At 61.1% G+C, this 19803-nt stretch carries 17 protein-coding genes; 2 read left to right on the top strand and 15 right to left on the bottom strand.

From position 1 onward, the window contains the following. Nucleotides 1–47: 47 nt before the first annotated feature. The 9 genes from KIT08_10065 to KIT08_10025 form a co-directional block, all read right to left on the bottom strand. Complete coding sequence (locus tag KIT08_10065) at nucleotides 48–1379, bottom strand: MFS transporter (GenBank protein UYN89430.1); 1332 nt, start codon at nucleotides 1377–1379, stop codon at nucleotides 48–50. Nucleotides 1380–1445: 66 nt separating this feature from the next. After that, the gene (locus KIT08_10060; protein UYN89429.1) at nucleotides 1446–2657 is read right to left on the bottom strand and encodes an aminotransferase class I/II-fold pyridoxal phosphate-dependent enzyme; all 1212 of its coding nucleotides are present in this window, start codon (nucleotides 2655–2657) and stop codon (nucleotides 1446–1448) included. An 83-nt stretch (nucleotides 2658–2740) separates the two neighbouring features. Further along, entirely contained in the window at nucleotides 2741–3328 is a 588-nt protein-coding gene (locus KIT08_10055; GenBank protein UYN89428.1) for a hypothetical protein, read from the bottom strand. Nucleotides 3329–3335: 7 nt separating this feature from the next. After that, nucleotides 3336–5354: an NAD-dependent DNA ligase LigA gene (ligA, locus tag KIT08_10050; GenBank protein UYN89427.1), complete on the bottom strand. Its 2019-nt coding sequence runs from the start codon at nucleotides 5352–5354 to the stop codon at nucleotides 3336–3338. Nucleotides 5355–5403: 49 nt separating this feature from the next. Further along, the gene (locus tag KIT08_10045; protein ID UYN89426.1) at nucleotides 5404–5907 is read right to left on the bottom strand and encodes a transposase; all 504 of its coding nucleotides are present in this window, start codon (nucleotides 5905–5907) and stop codon (nucleotides 5404–5406) included. A 24-nt stretch (nucleotides 5908–5931) separates the two neighbouring features. Then, nucleotides 5932–6585 (bottom strand): dienelactone hydrolase family protein, encoded by a 654-nt coding sequence (locus tag KIT08_10040; GenBank protein ID UYN89425.1) that lies wholly within the window; start codon nucleotides 6583–6585, stop codon nucleotides 5932–5934. After that, nucleotides 6586–7440 carry a patatin-like phospholipase family protein gene (locus tag KIT08_10035; protein UYN89424.1) on the bottom strand — a complete coding sequence of 285 codons (855 nt, stop codon included), beginning with the start codon at nucleotides 7438–7440 and terminating at the stop codon, nucleotides 6586–6588. Next, nucleotides 7437–8321, bottom strand: coding sequence for a patatin-like phospholipase family protein (locus KIT08_10030; protein UYN89423.1), 885 nt, complete (start codon nucleotides 8319–8321; stop codon nucleotides 7437–7439). The genes KIT08_10035 and KIT08_10030 overlap by 4 nt, the downstream gene beginning before the upstream one ends. Continuing rightward, entirely contained in the window at nucleotides 8322–10079 is a 1758-nt protein-coding gene (locus KIT08_10025) for a proline--tRNA ligase (protein UYN89422.1), read from the bottom strand. Nucleotides 10080–10524: 445 nt separating this feature from the next. Between KIT08_10025 and KIT08_10020 the strand changes: the two genes are divergently transcribed. Further along, on the top strand, nucleotides 10525–11463 hold the full coding sequence (locus KIT08_10020) for a hypothetical protein (GenBank protein ID UYN89421.1): 939 nt from the start codon (nucleotides 10525–10527) through the stop codon (nucleotides 11461–11463). 31 nt (nucleotides 11464–11494) lie between these two features. Here the strand turns inward: KIT08_10020 and KIT08_10015 are convergent, their stop codons facing one another. After that, the gene (locus tag KIT08_10015; GenBank protein UYN89420.1) at nucleotides 11495–13480 is read right to left on the bottom strand and encodes an APC family permease; all 1986 of its coding nucleotides are present in this window, start codon (nucleotides 13478–13480) and stop codon (nucleotides 11495–11497) included. A 166-nt stretch (nucleotides 13481–13646) separates the two neighbouring features. Here KIT08_10015 and KIT08_10010 point away from each other — a divergent pair, with 166 nt between their 5' ends. Next, nucleotides 13647–16466 carry a hypothetical protein gene (locus KIT08_10010; protein ID UYN89419.1) on the top strand — a complete coding sequence of 940 codons (2820 nt, stop codon included), beginning with the start codon at nucleotides 13647–13649 and terminating at the stop codon, nucleotides 16464–16466. Between the two features lie 190 nt (nucleotides 16467–16656). Here the strand turns inward: KIT08_10010 and KIT08_10005 are convergent, their stop codons facing one another. From KIT08_10005 to KIT08_09985, 5 genes are all read right to left on the bottom strand, one after another. Continuing rightward, nucleotides 16657–17334 carry an orotidine 5'-phosphate decarboxylase gene (locus tag KIT08_10005; protein UYN89418.1) on the bottom strand — a complete coding sequence of 226 codons (678 nt, stop codon included), beginning with the start codon at nucleotides 17332–17334 and terminating at the stop codon, nucleotides 16657–16659. 3 nt (nucleotides 17335–17337) lie between these two features. Then, the gene (locus KIT08_10000) at nucleotides 17338–18114 is read right to left on the bottom strand and encodes a slipin family protein (GenBank protein UYN89417.1); all 777 of its coding nucleotides are present in this window, start codon (nucleotides 18112–18114) and stop codon (nucleotides 17338–17340) included. Nucleotides 18115–18192: 78 nt separating this feature from the next. Then, entirely contained in the window at nucleotides 18193–19029 is an 837-nt protein-coding gene (locus KIT08_09995; protein ID UYN89416.1) for a DUF2236 domain-containing protein, read from the bottom strand. 54 nt (nucleotides 19030–19083) lie between these two features. Further along, nucleotides 19084–19488 carry a RidA family protein gene (locus tag KIT08_09990; GenBank protein ID UYN89415.1) on the bottom strand — a complete coding sequence of 135 codons (405 nt, stop codon included), beginning with the start codon at nucleotides 19486–19488 and terminating at the stop codon, nucleotides 19084–19086. 3 nt (nucleotides 19489–19491) lie between these two features. Then, complete coding sequence (locus KIT08_09985) at nucleotides 19492–19788, bottom strand: EthD family reductase (protein UYN89414.1); 297 nt, start codon at nucleotides 19786–19788, stop codon at nucleotides 19492–19494. Nucleotides 19789–19803 lie beyond the last annotated feature (15 nt).

Here is a 19803-nt window from a genome sequence, read left to right as displayed (position 1 = left end):
GTTTCCTATAGACAACTTCGAGCATCCCTCGCAATGACGGGCGGGATCTAGGCGGCTTGTGCCTTCTCGCCTTTGGTGTAACGCTTGGCCAGCTGCTGGTAGGGCCTGGTGCGCATGGCAATCAAAGTGACAAAGAAGCCAATGATGCCGGTGATCGTGAATACCAGGGCCATACCGCGGGCCGGGCCGGTGCCGAACCAGCTGCCGATCAGCTCCACCCCCGCTCCATCGGTCATGAACGGGATGAAGTAGAACTGGGCGATGGGGCCGATGAGGAAGGAGGTCAGCGGCGCGGCGGCCAGCTCCACACTTTGGGCGAAGCCGAACACGCGGCCCTGGCGGGTTGGCGGCACGACGCGCTGGATAATGGTGTGCTCAGCCGCCTCAATAAAGGGCACCACCGTCAGGTAGATGAGCAAGCCCACCGTCATCAGCACGATGGAAGGCTGGATGGTGAAGATAGAGGAGATGAACCATATCACCAGGTTAGCGCCGAACAAGGCACGCAGCGGCTTGCCGCCCAGGCCAAAGCGGGCGATGAGTAAACCGCCGATGATGAAACCAGTGCTGACGATGCCCCACAGGAAGCCCCAGGCCTCGACCGACATCATCGAGAGGCCGTAAGCATCCATCAGTGACATGAACACGCCGCCCAGCAGGTTGTTGAAGGTGGTGAAAAGAATGAGCGCAGTCAGGCCCGGGATGGCGGCGACGAGTTTGTAGGTGCCGCGCAGGTCAACCGACTTGGGCGCGCCGCCCTCCACATGGGCGATCTTGGTCTCGGGCACCGGAATGGTCCACAGGTGCGCAATGGCCAGCAGGGTCATCACCATGGCCAGGCCAAACACCCAGGCCATGCCGGCCTGCCCCACCAGCAAGCCACTAATGACCGAGGTGGTGAGGAACGACACGCCGAACACCGTACCCACCAGCCCGTTGGCGCGCTCGCGCTCTTTGGCGGCGAACAGCAGCGTCACCAGGGTAGGCATGGCGATGGAGCGCAGGTTGCCGGCGATCATGCCGAACAGCACCAGGACAGCCAGCGTCCACAGGCGCACGCTGTCCGGCTGGGTAAATTCGCCCGGCGCGGCAGTCTGGTAGACCACAAAGCAGATGAGGAACATGACGAACGAAACGGCGCTGGAAACCTGCATCATGGTCTTCTTTTTGTTGTGATCGACCAGCGAACCAAGCCAGAAGCCAGACACAGCCACCAGCACCAGGTACAAGCCGCCCATGATGGATGTGACCAACACGGATTGCGTTTCCAGGTAGGCGTAGAAAATTATGGCGAACCATACGGTGCTGTTGGTGATCGAGGCGATCAGGTTATTGCCCAACAGTGAATAAAAGGTTTTCTGTTTTTGTGCTTTCTTCATTCTCGTTTCCCACGAATAAAAAAGCCGTTGCTTCGCAACGGCTTATGGATTAGGCGAACACTTATTCTACTTCAAAATGCCGAGCTTTTTGCCTTCTTCGGCAATGATGTCCATAGCGCGCTCGATATCCTCAGTCTTGTGGGCAGTGGTGACGGTGGCGCGCAGGCGGGCCTTGCCCTGCTCCACCGCCGGGGAAACCACCGGCAGCACGAAGATATCGCGCTCCTGTACATCGCGTGTCAGCGCATAGGCCAGGTCATCGTCCTTGCACAGCACCGGCACGATGGCGGTTTCGGTGTCCATCGTGTCAAATCCGCGGCTCTGCAAGCCTTTGATGAACTGGGTACCGTTGGCGGTCAGCTTCTCAATACGCCAGGGCTCATCCAGGATCACCTTGAAAGCCTCGTTGGCGGCGGCCGCCTGGGCCGGCGGCAAGGCCGCCGAGAAGATGTAGGCGCGGCTGGTGTGGCGCAGGAAGTTGATCATATCGGCGCGGCCGGCCACATACCCGCCCACCGAGGGGATGGTCTTGCTGAGGGTGCCCATCTTGATGTCGATGACGTCTTCCATGCCAAAGTGCTCTTCAATGCCGCGGCCGGTCTTGCCCAGCACACCGATGGAGTGGGCCTCGTCGATCATCAGCCAGGCATGGTGCTTGCGAGCCGCCTCAACCAAGCGCGGCAGGTCAATGATGTCACCATCCATGCTGAAGACGGAGTCGGCAATGATCAGCTTGGCGGCAGAGGCCGGCGCCTCTTCCAGCGCTTTCTCAAGGTCATTGATATCACGATGCTTGAAGCGAACGAACTTGGCGCCGGACATCATGCAGCCGTCTACGATGCTGGCATGGTTCAGGCGGTCGGAGAACACATAGTCGTGGCGGCCCAGCAGCGTGGACACCACGGTTAGGTTGGTGGCATAGCCGGAGGTGTAGGTGATGGCGGCTTCGGCGTTCTTGAAGCTGGAGATCGTCTCTTCGAGCTCGTTGTGGATATCCAGCGTGCCGGCCAGGGTGCGCACACCGTGCGTGCCGGTGCCGTAGCGGTCAATGGCGGCCTTGGCGGCCTCGTTGATGCGCGGGTGGCCGATGAGGCCCAGGTAACTGTACGAGGCGAACATTTGCATGACGCGGCCGCGCACCAGCACCTTGGATTCATCCATCATTTCAGTGATAGGCTGGTTGTAGTAATACAGACCCGCCTCCTGGAGGAGACGGATGCGCTCCGACATGGCGTCAATGCGCTTGCTTATTGCGTCTTCGATGCGTGGAGATGTCATTCGTGTTCCTTTGCGAAGGGTCAGTGTAGCTCACCCCTTGGGTGCTGTCAACGCAGGCAAAAACGCCCGCTCGCGGCAGGTTTTTAGCCGCGTGAGCGCTCCAACAGCGTCATGGTGAGGAGGCTCAGCAGCACCAGAGTCTCATCCTGAGGACGCAGCGCATCGCGCGGAGTGAGCTCAAACTTGCCTTCAAAGAAGGCCGGCTGCTTCACCAGGCGGGCCACCTGCTGGCCCTGGGCATTGGTCACCAGATACGCCGGATGAAAGATATAGCCGCTCAGCATGCCGATCACAGGGATCTCACCAAAGAGCGAATCCCAGATCTTGACCCAGCCGTTCTCCTCGTTAATGGTCATGACCTGGCTACCGGAGGCATCCGCCACCTCGTAATTGGCCTTCCACAGTGAGCGCATCCCCTTGCGCTTGATCGAGCCGATGGTCTTGCCGCTGGCATCGGTGAAGTTATAGCGGGCGGAGAAGTCAATTACGCGGTCAGCCTTGATATTGTAGAGCAGCTGCGACTGGCTTTGGTCGGCAAATACGTCAATATCCTCGCGCAGTTTCAGAAGTTTCTGCTTCATGTAGGCCAGCGTACTGCCGCCGGCGTCCTGCACATGGATCTGGGTAGCAATTGCCAAAATCTTGAATGACAGGGTCAATGGAAAGTTCATAGTTCTCCTATTTCTCGGCCAACTGCTTGAGTGCATCTTCATCCAGGGTGGGCACGCCTAGCTCGCGCGCTTTATCCAGCTTAGAGCCGGCATCTTCACCCACGACCAGGTAACTGGTCTTCTTGCTAACGGAGCCGGCCACCTTACCGCCACGCTCTTCAATAAAATTCTGGGCGTCCTTGCGACTGAAGGTGGGCAGCGTGCCGGTGACCACGAAAGTGAGCCCGGCAAAGGGTTGCGGCCCACTGGGCGCCTTGCGCGGCTCGCTGCGCGGCCACACGCCGGCCTTCTTGAGCTTCTTGAGCACAGCCTGATTGCTGGACTGGGCAAACCAGTCCGTAATGGCTTCGGCAATGCTGGGGCCGATGCCCTCGATATCGTCAATGTCCTGCGTGCTGGCTTTTGCCAGCTCGTCCAGGTCGCGGTACTTGGCGGCCAGCGCGCCGGCCATCACCCAGCCCACCCCGCGGATGCCAAGGGCGAGGATGAGCAAATGCAGCGAGCGGGTACGGGCGGCCTCGATGGAGGCGATGAGATTATCGGCCTTCTTGTCGGCAAAGCCTTCCAGGCTGAGCAGGTCTTCACGGCTCAGCGAGAACAGGTCGGCCACGTCTTTGACCAGGCCGGCTGCGTTGAGCTGGGCGACGATCTTCTCACCCATACCCACCACATCCAGCACCGCTACAAAGTGCTCCACATTGCGTATGATCTGCTCCGGGCAGGCCGCATTGACGCAATACCAGGCCACTTCGTCTTCAACCGTTTCGACCGGCTCACCGCACACAGGGCAGACCTTGGGTGGTTTATATTTCCTGGCGCTTTTCTTGCGCTCGGAGAGCACCGGGCCGATGACATAAGGAATCACATCGCCGGCGCGCTTGACCAGCACGCGGTCGCCGACGCGAATGTCCTTCTCAGCAATGAAGTCAAAGTTGTGCAAGGTTGCCTGTTTGACGATGACGCCGCCGATCTCGACCGGCTCCAGCATGGCGTACGGGGTGAGGACACCGGTACGTCCCACATTGACGCCGATATCGAGCAGCTGGGTGGTGACTTCGAGCGCGGGAAACTTATAAGCGATCGAGCCGCGCGGGTCTTTGCCCACCACGCCGAGGTCGTTGTATAGGGCGAGGTCATTGAGCTTGACCACCATGCCGTCGACTTCATAGGGCAGCGCATCGCGGCCGGCTTCCCACTGCTTGTAGGCGGCCACCACGTCTTCGAGGTCTTTGCACAGCACCGATTCGGGCGCAGTGGGGAAGCCGAGGTCCTGCAGATATTGCAAAGTTTCCCACTGGGTCGTAGGCAGCTTGCCTTCGGCGGCGATGATGTTGTAGACGTAGAACGTAAGGGCGCGCGAGGCGGTGATGCTCGGGTCGAGCTGGCGCAGGGTGCCGGCGGCCGTGTTGCGGGCGGTCTGGTAGATGCGCTCGCCGCTCTCGGATTGGCGCTTGTTGAGTGCCTCAAAGTCTTTTTTGAAGAAAAAGACTTCGCCGCGCACGAACAGGTCAGCGGGCGGCTTGGGGCCGCCGGCCGCAGCCGGGATGCGCAGCGGCAGCTTGCGCAGGGTGCGCAAGTTGGCGGTCACATCCTCGCCTACATCGCCATTGCCACGCGTGGCGCCTTGGACGAAGAGGCCATCTTTATAGTGCAGGACCACGCTGAGGCCATCAAGCTTGGGTTCGGCCACAAAGCTGGCTTTGCGCACGCGCTCATCCAGGCGGCTGATGCGCTCGACCCAGGCGCGCAGGTCGGCCTCGTCAAAGGCGTTACCGAGGCTGAGGATGGGCGCCGGGTGGGCTACTTTGGCAAATTTGGGGGACGGCTCCGCGCCGGCGCGCTGGGTGGGCGAATCAGGCGTGATCCACTCGGGATGCTCGGTCTCGATGGTGCGCAGCTGATTGAGCAGCTTATCGTATTCAGCGTCTGAGATGGAGGGCTGGTCGAGCACGTGATAGCGATAGTTGTGCTCGTTGAGGCTTGTGCGCAGCTCTTCAAGTTGGGCTTTGAGCGCGGCGTCTGTCATGGGGATGATTATACAGCCGCGTTAATTGTCCACGGGTAAACACATACTGTTAGCCATAGTACTCATCGTTTTGCCACTTTACCGGATTCTCTTGAATATAGAGGCGGTGATCATAGAGGTCTTTTTCGTCGCGGATCACATGTTCATAGAAACCGCGCTGCCAGGCAAATTTTGAATCCTGGGTGGGAAGCTCATTAATCTTTCGGGAAGAGAAGGTTTTGAACCCTCGAGCAATTTCGCTTAAGCCGTGGCGCGTAGGGGCGGGTTTGAAACCCGCCCCTACATCAACACGGTTAACTTGCATGTCTCGAATCCACACTAACCCATGAATATGATTTGGCATAACTACAAATTCATCAACTTCTACATATGGATAATGCACAGGTAGCGACATCCAAGTTTGTAAAACAACATTCCCAGGTGGCTTGAGACTAATTTCAGCATCAAGTATCTGACTTAGTAAGTTGCGCCGATCCTGTACACAAACGGTGATGAAATATGCACCTGGAGAGCTGTAATCAAAATCTGGAATTCGTATTTGCTTTCGTCTCATCCCCTACCCCAGCCAACTTTCTGGCTATGTAAAGAAATCAGCCAGTTCCGCCACACAATTCGCCCCCAGTTTGTGCCCCACCTCAGACTCGCAGTAGCGCACCTGCGCCCCGGCGGCCGCCAACTGCTGGCGGGCGGCGTGGGCGCGTTCTACCGGCACAGTCTGATCTTGCGTGCCGTGGGCGATGAAGACCGGCAGGCCGCTGAACGCGGGCAGGGTTGCCTCGCTGGCTTCCGGCAGGAAGCCGGCTAACATGGCCAGCCGCTCTACGCGTGCAGCATTCTGTGTGGCGTACGCCACGCTGAATGCAGAGCCTTGGCTGAAGCCAGCCATACCAAAGCGGGCAAAGTCACCCTGGGGAAAGTGGGCTGGCAGCGCCGCAAGCAGGCCTTCGAAGGCAGTCACGGCCGGAGCAAATAACTCCAGCGAGCTGAAGCCATCGGCGCGTTCCTGCACCCAGCTGTAGCCGGCGATCTCAGGATGGTTTGAAGGATACGGCGCGCGTGGCGCGATGAGCAGGGCGTTCTTGGGCAGGCGCGGGGCGAACACCCACATGGAGTGCTCGTCACCGGTCCAGCCGTGGATGAGCAGGATGACGGGGTGCGGCCCCTCTCCTGTGGGCTGGCGCACCTTGAGAGTCCAGCCGTCAATGTTCACGTCTTGCAAGTCTGCGAGCATTTAGTCCTCGAACAAAGCGTGGAGTTGGGTCAGCGCTTCGGCCACGGCGGCTTCGCCGCGGCGCGCCAGTTCGTGCACATCGGCGCGGTCGAGTAGCGAGATGCCGCGCACGGCCGGGTACAGCACCAGATCAGGCTGCTCTAATTGGATGCGGGCGTCTTCCAGGTTCTTACGCGTAATGCCAAAGGCGCGGCTGAAGTTTGCCAGAGCACGCACCCAGCGCAAGCGGCGCAGGGTGCGCAGGCCACCGAGACCGGTCAGGTCGCTGTTGCCGGAGATGGGCTGGCCGGCGTTCAGCGGCCGGCCGGACAGCGAGACGGCCACCACTGGCAGGCTACCCGCAGGGGTGGCCAAGCTGCGCGCCAGCGCGATCGGAAGCGGCGTGCTGATGGCGCCATCTATCAGCGCCCATTCGCCCAACTTGCGGGAAGGGAACACGCCTGGGAAGGCAATGGCGGCCAGCACGGCATCCACCACGCGGCCAGTGCGCAGCACCACTGCCGCGCCGGTATTGAGGTCAACCGCGGTGGCAGCATACGGGGCGCGCAACTCTTCAATGGTGCGCTCACCCAGCATGCCCTCGAGGAAGGTTTGCATGCCCGCCAGGCCACGGAAGCCATCCGCCTGCTCGCCGCGGCCGCGGCGGAACAGGCGCCCGTGCTCCATGGCGGCTGAGGCTACGGCGATCTCATCCGGGCTTTGGCCGGCCAGGTACAGTGCGCCCACCAGGGCGCCTATACTGGTGCCGGCCAGCGCGGCAACGTGTACGCCCTCGCGCTCCAGGGCGCGTAGCACGCCAATGTGCGCACCGCCGCGCGCCCCACCCCCACCCAATGCCAAGGCGATCTGCTTCATGCGCGGTCTCCAGCCAGCCAGGCGCGCACCCGTGAACGGGCGCGCAGACCCCAGCCTAGCTTCAGATCAGCGGCAGCCTGCTCGCCGCGGGCAAGGAAGTCTTCTAGGTCGATCGGGTCCAGCAGGCCAATATGGTCAACATCCGGGCGCAGCACAACATCCGGCTTCTCGATATCCAAGCGCATCTCGGTCAGCACACGTCCATTGATGCTCATGGCCTGGGTGAACACGGTCAGCGCCCGCGCCAGGCGGAACTGCGAGAGGCGTTCGAGCACCGGCATGGGCGGCAGCAGGTTGGTGACCGGCAGCGGCTTCTCCGCCATAGGCGGAGCGGACAGCACCGAAGCGACCACAGGCAAGCCGGGGCGCAGGCGGCGGGCCACGCTGACCGGCACGGGGTTGCTGACACCGCCATCGATGAGCGTGTGCTCGCCGATGACGCGCGGCGGGAAGATGCCGGGCAGCGCGATCGTGGCCAGCACTGCATCCAGTACGCGGCCGCTGTTCAGCACGATCTCCTGCCCAGTATTGAGGTCTACGGCCGTGACTGCCAGCGGGATGGGCAGCTCTTCAAAGTATTTCTCGCCAACCAAGTCCAGCAGGACTTCGGCCACGCCCTCCAGGCCGAGCAAGGCATTGTCGATCTCCTTACCGCGGCGAAACAGGCCACTCTGCGTCATGCTGGCCACGCGGGCGATCACTTGCTCCAGTGGGCGGCCGGTGGCGTACACTGCGCCGACCAGGCCGCCAATGCTGGTGCCGGCAATGGCCTCCACGCGCAGGCCCAGCCGCTCCATGGCGCGCAAGACGCCCAGGTGGGCAATGCCCTTGGTGCCTCCACCCCCAAGCGCCAGGGCTACTGGCGCAGTATGCCTGGCCACTTAGTCCTCGAAGGGCACGTCGGTGATGCTCGCGTCAATCTCGGCGAGCAGTGTGCCGACTGCATCCACCGTGGCGCGCACGGCCTCGGCCTGCGGCACGATGCTGCGGTCAGCCTCACGGCGCAGCTTGAACTCCACGCCGCCCGCCTGCAGCGAGCGCTCGCTGACAGTGAGGCGAATGGGCAAACCGATGAGGTCGGCATCATTGAACTTAACGCCGGGCGATTCGTCACGATCGTCGAACAGCACATCCAGGCCAGCGGCGCGCAGATCCTCATAGAGCTGGGCAGCAATCGCTTCGCCGCCGCGCAGGCTCACCAAATGCACCTCGTAAGGCGTGGTGGTGATGGGCCAGATCAGACCCTTGTCATCATTGTGCTCCTCGGCGATGCAGGCCAGCATGCGGCCGGAGCCGATGCCATACGAGCCCATCACCACCGGGCGCTCGGCGCCTTCGGCGTCCAGGAAGTTGGCGCCAAGCGAGGCCGAATAGCGCGTGCCGAGCTTGAAGATGTTACCGACCTCTACGCCGCGGGAGGTACGCACGGGCTGTCCGCAGTTGGCGCAAGCAAAGCCCTCTTCCACGGCCACAATGTCGGCCACAGTATCAGCCTTGTAGTCACGGCCGTAATTGGTGTTGAGGTAGTGGAACCCCTCATCGTTGGCGCCTGCCACCAGGTTGGGTGAACTCTCGACCAGGTCATCGACGACGATGAGCGCGCCCTGCAGGCCGATCGGCGAAGCGTAGCCTGGCGCGGCTCCGATGGCGCGGATCTCGTCCTCGTGCGCCGGGCGCAGCTCGGCGGCTTTGATGGCATTGGTCAGCTTGGTCTCATTGACCTCCATGTCACCGCGCACCACGGCGAAGACCAGCTTCTGGCTGTCGCCTTCGTCGCCCTTGAAGGTGGCGGTCATGAAGACCGCTTTGGCGGTCTTGCTCTTGGGCAGGTTGAGGAAATTCGCCAGTGACTCGATGGTGCTAACGCCCGGCGTGGCCACCTTCTCCAGTGCGGCGGCTTCTTCGGCGGCAGGCTGCTCTTTGCGGAAGCGAGCGATCTGGCGGTTGGCGCGGTAGCCGCACGCGTCACACAGCACCAGCGTATCCTCGCCCACCGGGGTCAGGTACATGTATTCGTGCGCCAGGCTGCCCCCCATCATGCCCACATCCGCGCCCACGCTGATGACCGGCAGGCCGGCGCGGCGGAAGATGTTGAAGTAGGCCTGATAGTGAGCACGGTATTGCACATCCAGCCCGGCCTCGTCAGCATCCAGGCTGTAACTGTCCTTCATGGTGAACTCGCGCACACGGATCAAACCGGCGCGCGGGCGGGGATCATCACGCCACTTGGTCTGGATGTGATACACCAGCATGGGCAACTGTTTGTAGGATTGCACCTCGCGGCGCGCCAGGTCAGCCACGACTTCTTCGTGGGTCATGGCCAGCACCATGTCATGATCCTTGCGGTCCTTGAAGCGGCTCATCTCATCGCCGATCTGGTACCAGCGCCCGGTCTCCTGCCACAGGTCGGCCGGATGCACCACAGGCATGAACAGCTCCTGCCCGCCGATGGCGTTCATCTCGGCGCGCATGATGTTCTCGATCTTGTCGATGGAGCGCTTGCCCATCGGCATGAGCGAGTAGATGCCGGCGCCCAACTGGCGGATGAAGCCAGCCCGCACCAGCAGCTGGTGGCTCTTGGTTTCGGCTTCAGCGGGCGCCTGGCGCATGGTGGTGCCGAACATGTGGCTCATTTTCATAACAATCTCTCCTATGCAATAACACAAACGCCCCGAAAAACTCGGGGCGTAGGTTGATCAATTCTTACTTACTTGCGTTGCGCAGCAACGCACGCGCTGCGTAGCAGCGCACGCTGCTTACAGCGTACTATCCCAGAGCAGGGTGAGGAAGGCACAAGGCCGTGCTAGGGACCGGGAAGAAGACCACACAGGCTTCTTGTTTCTGCATGCCTAGAGGATAGTGGCTGCGGGCAGGATTGTCAAGGCGCGCGGCTGTGAGCCTCCGACAAGGCAATACTCCAATTGGGCCATAACGGATCCCTCCTCGGCCTACGGCCTCGTTCGGGATGACAAAAGGCGGGCAGATTGCTTCGAGGCTGAAAGTTGCATATTCATGCAACTTTCAGCACTCCTCAAATGACAAGCTGGCTTTGACATTCGCCCTGCCCCACACTATCATCCTGAAATGACGATACACCCGCAACTGACCGACACCGTGGTCATGGTCAGCCCTGACCAGTTCGGCTACAACCCAGAGACGGCCGAGACCAACGTCTTTCAGAACAAGCCGCAGCAGGCCGCCGAGGCCTTGCGGGATGTGGCCCTGGCCGAATTCAACGGCATGGTGGCCGCCCTGCGCGCCCGCGGCGTGAATGTGCTGGTGCTGCCCTCACCCGCCGATGCTGTCACGCCGGATGCGGTGTTCCCCAACAACTGGTTCTCGCATCACGCCGATGGCACCCTGGCGCTGTATCCGATGCTGACCCCCAACCGCCGCGCCGAGCGCCAGCCGCAGGCGCTGGCCAACCTGCTGGCCGCCGCCCACATCCCTGCCGGCGAAACGCTGGATCTTTCCGCCCAGGAGGCCCGCGGGCAGATCCTGGAGGGTACCGGCAGCCTGGTGCTCGACCGGGCGCACAAGGTGGCCTTCGCCATGGCCTCACCGCGCACCACCAAGGAAGCCTTTGACGCCTGGTGTAACCAAATGGGCTACGAAGGCGTGTTCTTCCATGCTTATGACAAGGACAGCCTGCCCATCTATCACACCAATGTCATGCTGAGCATCGGCGAGGGCTTTGCCGTGTGCTGCATGGAAGCTGTGAAAGACGATGCTGAGCGCACTCTGCTGGAAAGCAAGCTGACCTCCTACGGCCGCGAGCTGATCGCCGTTACGCTGCCGCAGGTTTACGCGTTCACCGCCAACATTCTGCACGTCAAGAACACGGCCGGTGAACGGCTGATCGTGATGTCACAGAGCGCCTACGATGCCTTCACGGCCGAGCAAAAACAAGAGCTCGCCAAGTATGGCGAGCTGTTGCCCGTGCAGATCAACGTGATCGAGCAGACCGGCGGCGGCAGCGCCCGCTGCATGCTGGCCGAAGTATTTGCGTCCAGCGCTCAATAAGAAAAAAGCGGAGCAAAGCTCCGCTTTTTTATCAGTCAACTACGTAGGGGACTTCAACCACCACTACGCCGTCGGTGAATAGCAGGCGCATGCGTAGCAGCTGGGCTGCCCGCGTGTGCAGCCAGCTATGCCACCACACGCGCGGCAGAAACTCCGGCACCACCACTGTCACGATCTCATTAGGCTTGCGGTTATCGGCGGCATTCTTGACATAGCGCAGGATAGGCTCCAGCAGCAAACGATACGGCGAACCCAGCACCACCAGATTGTCATCCGGCGCCCATTTTTGCCACTTCAGCAGCACCTTCTCGCCCGCCTCGGCATCCACCGCCACATGCAGCACGGTCACATCCTTGCTGAGCGATTTGGCATAGCGCAACGCATTCAGCGTGCCGCGGTGCACGCCGGAGATGGGCATGATCACCTTCTGGCGCTTGATCGGGCCAGGCACCTTGAAGCCTTCCAGAGTCAGGCGGTTAGCCAGATCTTTGTAGTGGCTGTGCACGGCCATAAAAGCCGCCATAAGAATGGGCAGCAAGACCAGCACAAGCCAGGCGCCATCCTGAAACTTCGTAACCGCAAACACAATCATCACGATGCCGGTGCACAATGCGCCGAAGCCGTTCACGATCATTTTCGGCAACCAGTTGGCATCAAAGGTCAGCGGCTGCGCATGAGCCTGCAACGGCTTCTGCTTGGCACGGCCCGGTTTCTTGCCTTTCATCTTGCTGGCGCGCCACCAGTGCAACGCCATGCCCGACTGCGAAAGAGTGAACGAAAGAAACACGCCGATCGCGTACAGCGGGATCAACAAAGATACACGTGCCTGGAAGACTACGATCAAAGCCGAAGCTACCAGAGCCAGCAGCACAATGCCGCGTGAGTACACCAGGCGGCTGCCACGGAAGCTGAGCTGACGCGGCAGAAAGCCGTCACCGGCAATCAGGGCGCCCAGCCGCGGGAAGTCTGCAAAGGCCGTGTTGGCCGCCATAATCAAGATCGTAGTCGTTGCGCCCAAAACCAGCAGATACGCGGCGTTGCGCCCTTCGAAAACCGTGCGTGCCATCTGTGAGATGACTGTCTCCACTTCAGAAGGTACTGCGCCAATGTTGTGGCTAATGAAAGTGATGCCTAGAAAAAAAGTACTCAGAATACCCGCCATCCACATCAGGGTGATACCCGCATTATGGCTGCGCGGTTCTTTGAAGGCGGTGATGCCGTTGGAAATGGCCTCAATGCCGGTGAGCGCGGCCGTGCCGTTTGCAAAGGCGCGCAGCACCAGGAACACCGTCAGGCCTGAAGCCGGGCCGATCAGTTCCATCTCCGGCGGGTTGGTGACTGTGTGTAAACTACCCGTAAGATACTTGCTGATGCCAAAGCCGAGTGTAATAAAGATCATGCCGACAAAGAAATACGTGGGAATCGAGAAAATGACGCCCGACTCACGCACGCCGCGCAGGTTGATGAGCATGATGAACATCACCATACCGACCGCAATTGGCACCTGATAAGGCAACAAGTCTGGAACCGCAGAAACCAACTGAGCCACTCCAGATGACATACTCACTGCAACCGTGAGGATGTAGTCCATCAGCAACGCGGCACCGGCGGCGAGGGCCGGGTATTCGCCCAGGTTCTCGCGGGCCACGATGTACGCGCCACCGCCATTGGGGTAGGCGTGAATGGTCTGCTCGTACGAGATCGTGACGATGATGAGCAGGATCACGATTGCAATGGAAAGCGGCACAGACAAGCTGAGCGCGCCCATGCCCGCCAGGGCAAGGATTACCAGGATCTCCTGCGTGGCGTACGCAGTGGACGACAGCGCATCAGACGCGAAGACCGCCAGACCCACCGCCTTGCCGATGGTTTGATGTGGCGCATCCGCCGAAGCTAACGGCCGTCCAAAGAACCAATGCCAAATTCCTCGTTTAGGGATATGACCGACTTTCTTGTAGGAGATGCGATCGTCCTGGCGGGCGATCTCGGCCAACTTCTTATCCGTGTTGTCTTTCATACCAATAAACTCCACGCCTGCATCCTGGGAACCACCATGGCCCCGTCTTGGCTACAGGCACGAAGGCCGATTATATTACCAACCCGCCGGGTGGCAAGAGGAATCGCACTCGGTTAGACCAGATTACAGCCTGAAGCCATATTAGAACAGATGTTATACTGCCTAAATGCCTAGCATCGTAGCCTTGGACATTGAGAGCACAGGCATAGACCCGCAAAGCGACGCCATCATCGAGATTGGGGCGGTGCGCTTCGACGGCAGCCGCATCGAGGGTGAATGGCATAGCCTGATCAACCCCGGGCGGCGGATCCCACCCTTTATCACCCAACTGACCGGGATCAACGACAACATGGTGCGCCAGGCGCCCAGCATGCGGGATGTGGCCGGGTCGTTGGCCGGCTTCGTAGGCGAAGCCCCTATTCTGGGGCAACGGATCGCCTTTGACCTTAGCTTTTTGCGCCGCCACAACCTGTTTAGATACAACGACTCCATCGATACCTATGATATTGCCGCGGTCATGATGCCGGGCGCCGGGCGCTATAACCTGGGCGCCCTGGGCCAGCAGCTCAACGTGGCCCACCCGGCCACCCACCGCGCCCTGGATGACGCCAAGGTGACCCAGGCGGTGTATGCACGCTTATACGAGCGCATGCTGGAAATGCCGCTGGAGCTACTGGCCGAGATCGCTCGCCTGGCAGAAAGCCAGGCCTGGGGTGGCGAGCTGGCCTTCCGCTACGCGCTGCGTGAGCGCAGTGATGAAAGCTTGCCGGCAGGCAGCAACTTCGCGGCCCGCGGCCCCATCTTCACCCGGCCGGAGCGTACGCCCGGCGGGCGCGGCGAAGGCGGCCGCGGGCGCAGCGGCGAGCCGGAGGAGCCCAAGCCGCTGGATCTAGAAGAAGCCACCGCCCTACTGCAACCGGGCGGCGCGCTGGCACGCGACTTCGAGAACTTTGAGCATCGCAGCCAGCAAGTCGAGATGCTGCGCGCTGTTGGTGAAGCGCTGGGCGAAGGCCACCACCTGTTGGTGGAAGCTGGCACCGGCACCGGCAAGTCGATGGCTTATCTATTGCCGGCGGCATTGTTTGCCAGACAGAACGATACGCGCGTCGTAATCTCCACCAACACCATCAACCTGCAAGATCAGCTGATCTATAAAGACATCCCTGACCTGCAAAAAGCGCTGGGCGAGCCAGTGCAGGCAGTGGTGCTGAAAGGCCGCAACAATTATTTGTGCCCGCGCCGCTTGATGGCGATGCGACGCCGCGGGCCGGAGACCGCCGAGGAATTGCGCGTGCTGGCCAAGGTGCTGGTGTGGCTGGAGAGTACGCAAAGTGGCGACCGCGGCGAGCTAAATCTGAATGGCGCGGGCGAGCGTTCGGTATGGACGCGCATCTCGGCCGCGGATGAGAATTGCGGCGGCGAGACCTGCGTGGTGCGCATGGGCGGTATCTGTCCGTTCCACCGCGCCTACCAGGCCGCCGAGAACGCCGACCTGGTGGTAGTGAATCACGCCCTGCTACTGGCAGATGTGGCCACTGGCAGCCGCGTGCTGCCGGAGTATCAGTACCTTGTCGTGGATGAGGCGCACCACATTGAAGCGGCCACCACCAGCGCGCTCAGCTTCCGGCTGACCCAGCCGGAAGTGGAGCGCGCCCTAAAGGAGCTGGGTGGCAGCCGCTCAGGCCAGCTGGGGCGCCTGTTGGTGGTCAGCCAGCAGGCGCTGCAGCCCGGCCAGCGCGCCGCGTTGGAGACGCTGGTGGAAGACGCCACTGACCGCGCTTTCCAGTTCCAGAACTTGCTTACGCGCGTCTTCGGCGCCATCCTGCGCTTCGTCATGGAGCAGCGCGAGGGCCTGCCGGAAGGCAGCGACTATGTGCACCAGGAACGCATCGTCGAAGGCACACGCACTTTGCCGGCCTGGCTGCAGGTCGAAACCGCATGGGAGGACGCACAACTGGCGCTGCAACCGTTGCTGGGCACAGTCGAGCAGATCCAGCGCGGCATGAAGGACCTGGGCGCACAAGGTGTGGAGGAATTGGAAGACCTGGCCGGCAACATTGGCAACAGCTACCGCAGCCTGAGCGAGCTCAACAAGCAGTTGCAGGGACTGGTGTTCGAACCCAAGCCCGATATTGTGTACTGGGTGGAGATGAACCCACAGCGCCAGAGCGTGGTGCTCAACGCGGCCCCGCTGCATGTGGGCGAATTGATGGAAGAGCACATCTGGCACAAGAAGACCAGCGTGGTGATGACCTCGGCCACACTGACCGCGGCGGGCGAGTTCGGCTATATCAAGAGCCGCCTGCGTGCCCAGGAAGCCGAAGAGCTGGCGCTAGGTTCGCCTTTCGATTACGAGAGCGCCGCCATGCTGTACCTAGTGGACGATATGCCCGAACCCGCCGAGCGGCATGCCTACCAGGCCCACGTGGAGCGCGGCCTGATCGATCTGGCCAAAGCGGCCAACGGGCGCACCCTGGCGCTATTCACCTCATACGAGCAGTTGCGGCGCACCTCACGCGCCATCAGTGGGCCGCTGCGCCAGGCCGGCATCGAGGTATATGAGCAAGGCGAAGGGGCTTCGCCCCACGCCTTGCTCGAGAACTTCCGCACCAGCAAGGCCGGCGTGCTGCTGGGCACGCGTGCCTTCTGGGAGGGCGTGGACATTGCCGGCGAAGCGCTGAGCGTGCTGGCGATCGTGCGCCTGCCCTTTGATGTGCCCAGCGACCCACTGGTGGCAGCCCGCTCGGAGACCTTTGAAAGTCCCTTTTATGAGTACCAGGTGCCCGAAGCCATTCTACGCTTCCGCCAAGGCTTTGGTCGCCTGATCCGCACCCAGTTCGACCGCGGCGTGGTGGCCATCTTTGACCGTCGCATCCTTACCAAGCAATACGGCACACTTTTTATTGATTCGCTGCCGCAATGCACGTTGCGCAAGGGCAGCCTGGCCGCCCTGCCGCGGGCCGCGGCGCAATGGTTGGGAAACTGACGCCAGCAGAGCTGGCGTAGTTTCCCACTGGAGAAGCTACTCGGCTTTGCCGAGTAACGCTTCTCCGCGCGGCAGCTGTCATTGCTTCAGGACATAAGAAGGTAGATTGCCACGCTCACAGGCCGCTTTGCGGCCTGTGGCTCGCAATGACTGGTAACAAAAAGAGCCTCCGTGCGGAGGCTCTTTTTCGCTATTCGATAGTTTCGAGGAATTTACGCGCCATGGCGCCAATATCCTCGCTGGTGGAGATGCCTTGCCAGGGGTCGCCTGGATTCACCAGGTTGACCACGACAATGTTGGCGCCATTGAAGATGGCGCTGCGTGCCTGGTCCAGATCCACGCCGCCGGCGGCGGCAATACTGACATCGTACTTGCTGCGGATGCGGGTCACGTGGCGATACTCGATCACTTTGCCGCGCGTCTTCTCTTCGTCACGGCCCTTGTGAAGCACCACCACATCCGGCACATGGTGCAGCGGGCGCAGCACTACCAGCGGGTCATCAACGCCCAGCAAGTCCACCATGGAGATCAGGCCGCGCTCGTCACACTGTTTGGCGAACAGGTCCAGCGTCTCAGTGGGCGCGTTGCCCAAGACGGTGATGGCGTCGGCGCCGGCGTCGCGCACCATATCCACCTCGGCGGCGGCGCCGTCGCTGGTCTTGATATCGGCCACCAGGTGGCCCGGCCAGATGGAGCGGATGGAACGCACGCCGCGCATGCCCTCACGCTTGATGAAAGGCGTGCCGGCCTCGATGAGGATGCGCTCGCTGCGGGGCAGGCGCGGTATCACGCTGTAGGCCATCGCCAGATCATAGTTGAAGGCGATCTGCAGATAGCGCTGGCGGTGATCCAGCTTACGCTGAGCCAAGGCTTACTTCTTGCTGGCCAGCTTGCTGGCCACCTCGCCCAGGTCTGAGGGCATGAACAACACGATCTTCTCAGACGGGTCTGAGGCAATATCACGGATGGTCTGCAGCGTGCGCAGATGCAATGCGCCCGGGCTTTGTGCCAGCACTTCGGCGGCCTTGCTCAGGTTCTCAGAGGCGGTCAGCTCACCTTGCGAAGCGATGATCATGGCGCGGCGTTCACGCTCGGCTTCAGCCTGCTTGGCCATGGCGCGTTTCATCTCGGCGGGTAGTTCCACTTCCTGGATCTTGATGGATTCCACATCCACACCCCAACCACTCGTTTCTGTATCCACGATGGTCTTGATGGAGTCTGCGATCTGCTCGCGCTCAGTCAGCACCGCGTCCATTTCACTGTTACCGATGACATCACGCAGGGCGGCCTGAGTGTACTGGCGCACGGCGAAGACGTGATCTTCGATCTTGATGATGACCGCTTCGGGATCCACGACCTTGAAATACACCACCGCATTGACCAGCATGGGAATGTTGTCTTTGGTCATCACTTCCTGGCGGGGGATATCAGCCGTCTTGATGCGCATGTCCACTTTGCGCAGACCCTGGATGATGGGCAGGATCAGGGTGAGACCGGGCTCACGCACACCGCCGTACTTACCGAGGGTGAAAACAACGCCACGCTCATATTGGTAGATGAGGCGGATGCCACGTGTGATGATGTAGAAAGCAAACAGCAGCACGATGCCCAGCACGCAGGCACCCGAGCTAAAAAGGAATTCGAGCATATCCACAGTTCCTCCGGAAAAAGTGCGTTATTGGGGTAATTATAGCTGCGCCACCATTAGACGACGCTAGCCAATTGGTCACTGTGCCTGATTGGCACGGCGCAGCGCGAGCCAATAGGCCGGGGCCACATGCAAGACGTCTGGGGTATAGGGAAGCAGGCGGCGCAGCCCGCCTGCCAACAGATTGAAGACACGCTGGCGGCCGGCGCCCCACCCCAGCCCAAACTCGGCGCGCAACCGCGGCGGCAGCGTGCCGGCGGCGACAAAGGCAGTGAGCGGCTTGAACAGGGCCACCGGCATGCGCAGCAGCGACTGCCCGATCGCATAGCCGTCCAAAGACACCTGAATTTCACCACCATCTTGCAGAGCAGTGGCCATCCAGGCGTCAAAATCAGCTTTGGTGAGCGGCACCTGCTCGCTTGGGATGCCGATCAGACGACCGAAGAGCTTGCCTTCTTCGTAGAAAGCGGCCCATTGGCGCGGCGTGAGATCTGGCAGGAAGGTGCGATAGGCGAAGAACATGGAATCGATCAGGGTGGCGTATACCCAGAACAATAGCGAGGGATCGTTGGCCTCATAGCCTGTGCCGCGCACGGCGGTGTGGCGGGCGTAGATGCGCAGCAGTGCCTCGCTGGCCTGCTCGGCCGTACCAAAGACGATGGTTTGCTGGGCACGCAGGGTGGCAAGAGCGCGGGCAAACGGGCGGCGGCGGAAGTCACTGTGCTCGGCGACACCCTTAGCCACCTTGGGGCGCGCTACCTGCAGGAACAGGGCGCGCAAGACCACCAGGCCCAGTAGCGCCTCGCGGTTGAGCTGCCAGGCCATACTGCCGGGGCCGAAGAAGCCGGCGGCCGGATTGGGCAGCTGGGCGGCCTGTTGGCGCAGATATTCGCGATGCTTTGCTATGGAGCGCATACGCAGATTCTATCCACGATTAACCGATTAATCTGGTATCAAAAAAAATAACGGCTAATCCAAGACCGCTATCGCTTCTATCTCAACGAGAAAGTCGGGGTGCGCCAGACCCGCCACACCGATCCAGGTGCTAGCGGGTGAGTGCTCGCCGGGGAAGTATTTGAGCAGCGCATCACGCACGGCGGCGTTCTGGGTCATATGAGACTGCATGACATAGATCCGCAACGAGACCACATCGGCCAGCGTGCCGCCTGCCGTCTGCATGGCACGTGCCACATTCTTGAAGGCTTCGTCTACCTGGGCGGGGAAATCGCCCACACCGACGATGGTGCGCTCCGGCCCCCAAGCCACCTGGCCGGAGAGATAGACGGTGCGCCTGCCTTCGGCCACCACGACCTGGGCAAAGCCAGAGCGGCGTGCATCGAACAGCTCGGGCGGGTGGATGCTCTCGTGTGGCATGAGCTAGGCAGCTTCGGCAAAAGCCAAGCTGTAGAGGCCCTTGGCGAATGAGTCGAGGTTCTCGCCGGCGGCGGCCATCTCAGGGCTCTTCATGGCGGCCTTGAGCGCATCCACATCGGCAAAGTGCATCTCGACCATCAGGTAGTAGCCGTCACCCACCAACGTGCGCGTGAAGCGTGTGATCTGCTTGCTTTGCAAGCCGGGCACTTTGTCGATCAGCGGCAGGTGAGTTTCAAAATAGGCTTTGTCGAATGCGGCAGGGTCTTCGGGTTGTTTGTAGAGGGCGATGAGTTTGGACATAAGACTCCTAGGATG

The sequence above is a fragment of the Anaerolineales bacterium genome (assembly GCA_025808555.1).
GTDB lineage: Bacteria > Chloroflexota > Anaerolineae > Anaerolineales > UBA11579 > JAMCZK01.
The sequence above is the reverse complement of the archived record's forward strand: the minus strand, read 5'-3'. Positions and strand labels throughout refer to the sequence as shown.

Coding starts and splice junctions, on each gene's coding strand:
- KIT08_09985 (UYN89414.1), bottom strand. CDS start 19,788: ATGTCCAAACTCATCGCCCTCTACAAACAACCCGAAGACCCTGCCGCA.
- KIT08_10045 (UYN89426.1), bottom strand. CDS start 5,907: ATGAGACGAAAGCAAATACGAATTCCAGATTTTGATTACAGCTCTCCA.
- KIT08_10040 (UYN89425.1), bottom strand. CDS start 6,585: ATGCTCGCAGACTTGCAAGACGTGAACATTGACGGCTGGACTCTCAAG.
- ligA (UYN89427.1), bottom strand. CDS start 5,354: ATGACAGACGCCGCGCTCAAAGCCCAACTTGAAGAGCTGCGCACAAGC.
- KIT08_10000 (UYN89417.1), bottom strand. CDS start 18,114: ATGCTCGAATTCCTTTTTAGCTCGGGTGCCTGCGTGCTGGGCATCGTG.
- KIT08_10020 (UYN89421.1), top strand. CDS start 10,525: ATGACGATACACCCGCAACTGACCGACACCGTGGTCATGGTCAGCCCT.
- KIT08_09990 (UYN89415.1), bottom strand. CDS start 19,488: ATGCCACACGAGAGCATCCACCCGCCCGAGCTGTTCGATGCACGCCGC.
- KIT08_10035 (UYN89424.1), bottom strand. CDS start 7,440: ATGAAGCAGATCGCCTTGGCATTGGGTGGGGGTGGGGCGCGCGGCGGT.
- KIT08_10055 (UYN89428.1), bottom strand. CDS start 3,328: ATGAACTTTCCATTGACCCTGTCATTCAAGATTTTGGCAATTGCTACC.
- KIT08_10060 (UYN89429.1), bottom strand. CDS start 2,657: ATGACATCTCCACGCATCGAAGACGCAATAAGCAAGCGCATTGACGCC.
- KIT08_10065 (UYN89430.1), bottom strand. CDS start 1,379: ATGAAGAAAGCACAAAAACAGAAAACCTTTTATTCACTGTTGGGCAAT.
- KIT08_10015 (UYN89420.1), bottom strand. CDS start 13,480: ATGAAAGACAACACGGATAAGAAGTTGGCCGAGATCGCCCGCCAGGAC.
- KIT08_09995 (UYN89416.1), bottom strand. CDS start 19,029: ATGCGCTCCATAGCAAAGCATCGCGAATATCTGCGCCAACAGGCCGCC.
- KIT08_10025 (UYN89422.1), bottom strand. CDS start 10,079: ATGAAAATGAGCCACATGTTCGGCACCACCATGCGCCAGGCGCCCGCT.
- KIT08_10010 (UYN89419.1), top strand. CDS start 13,647: ATGCCTAGCATCGTAGCCTTGGACATTGAGAGCACAGGCATAGACCCG.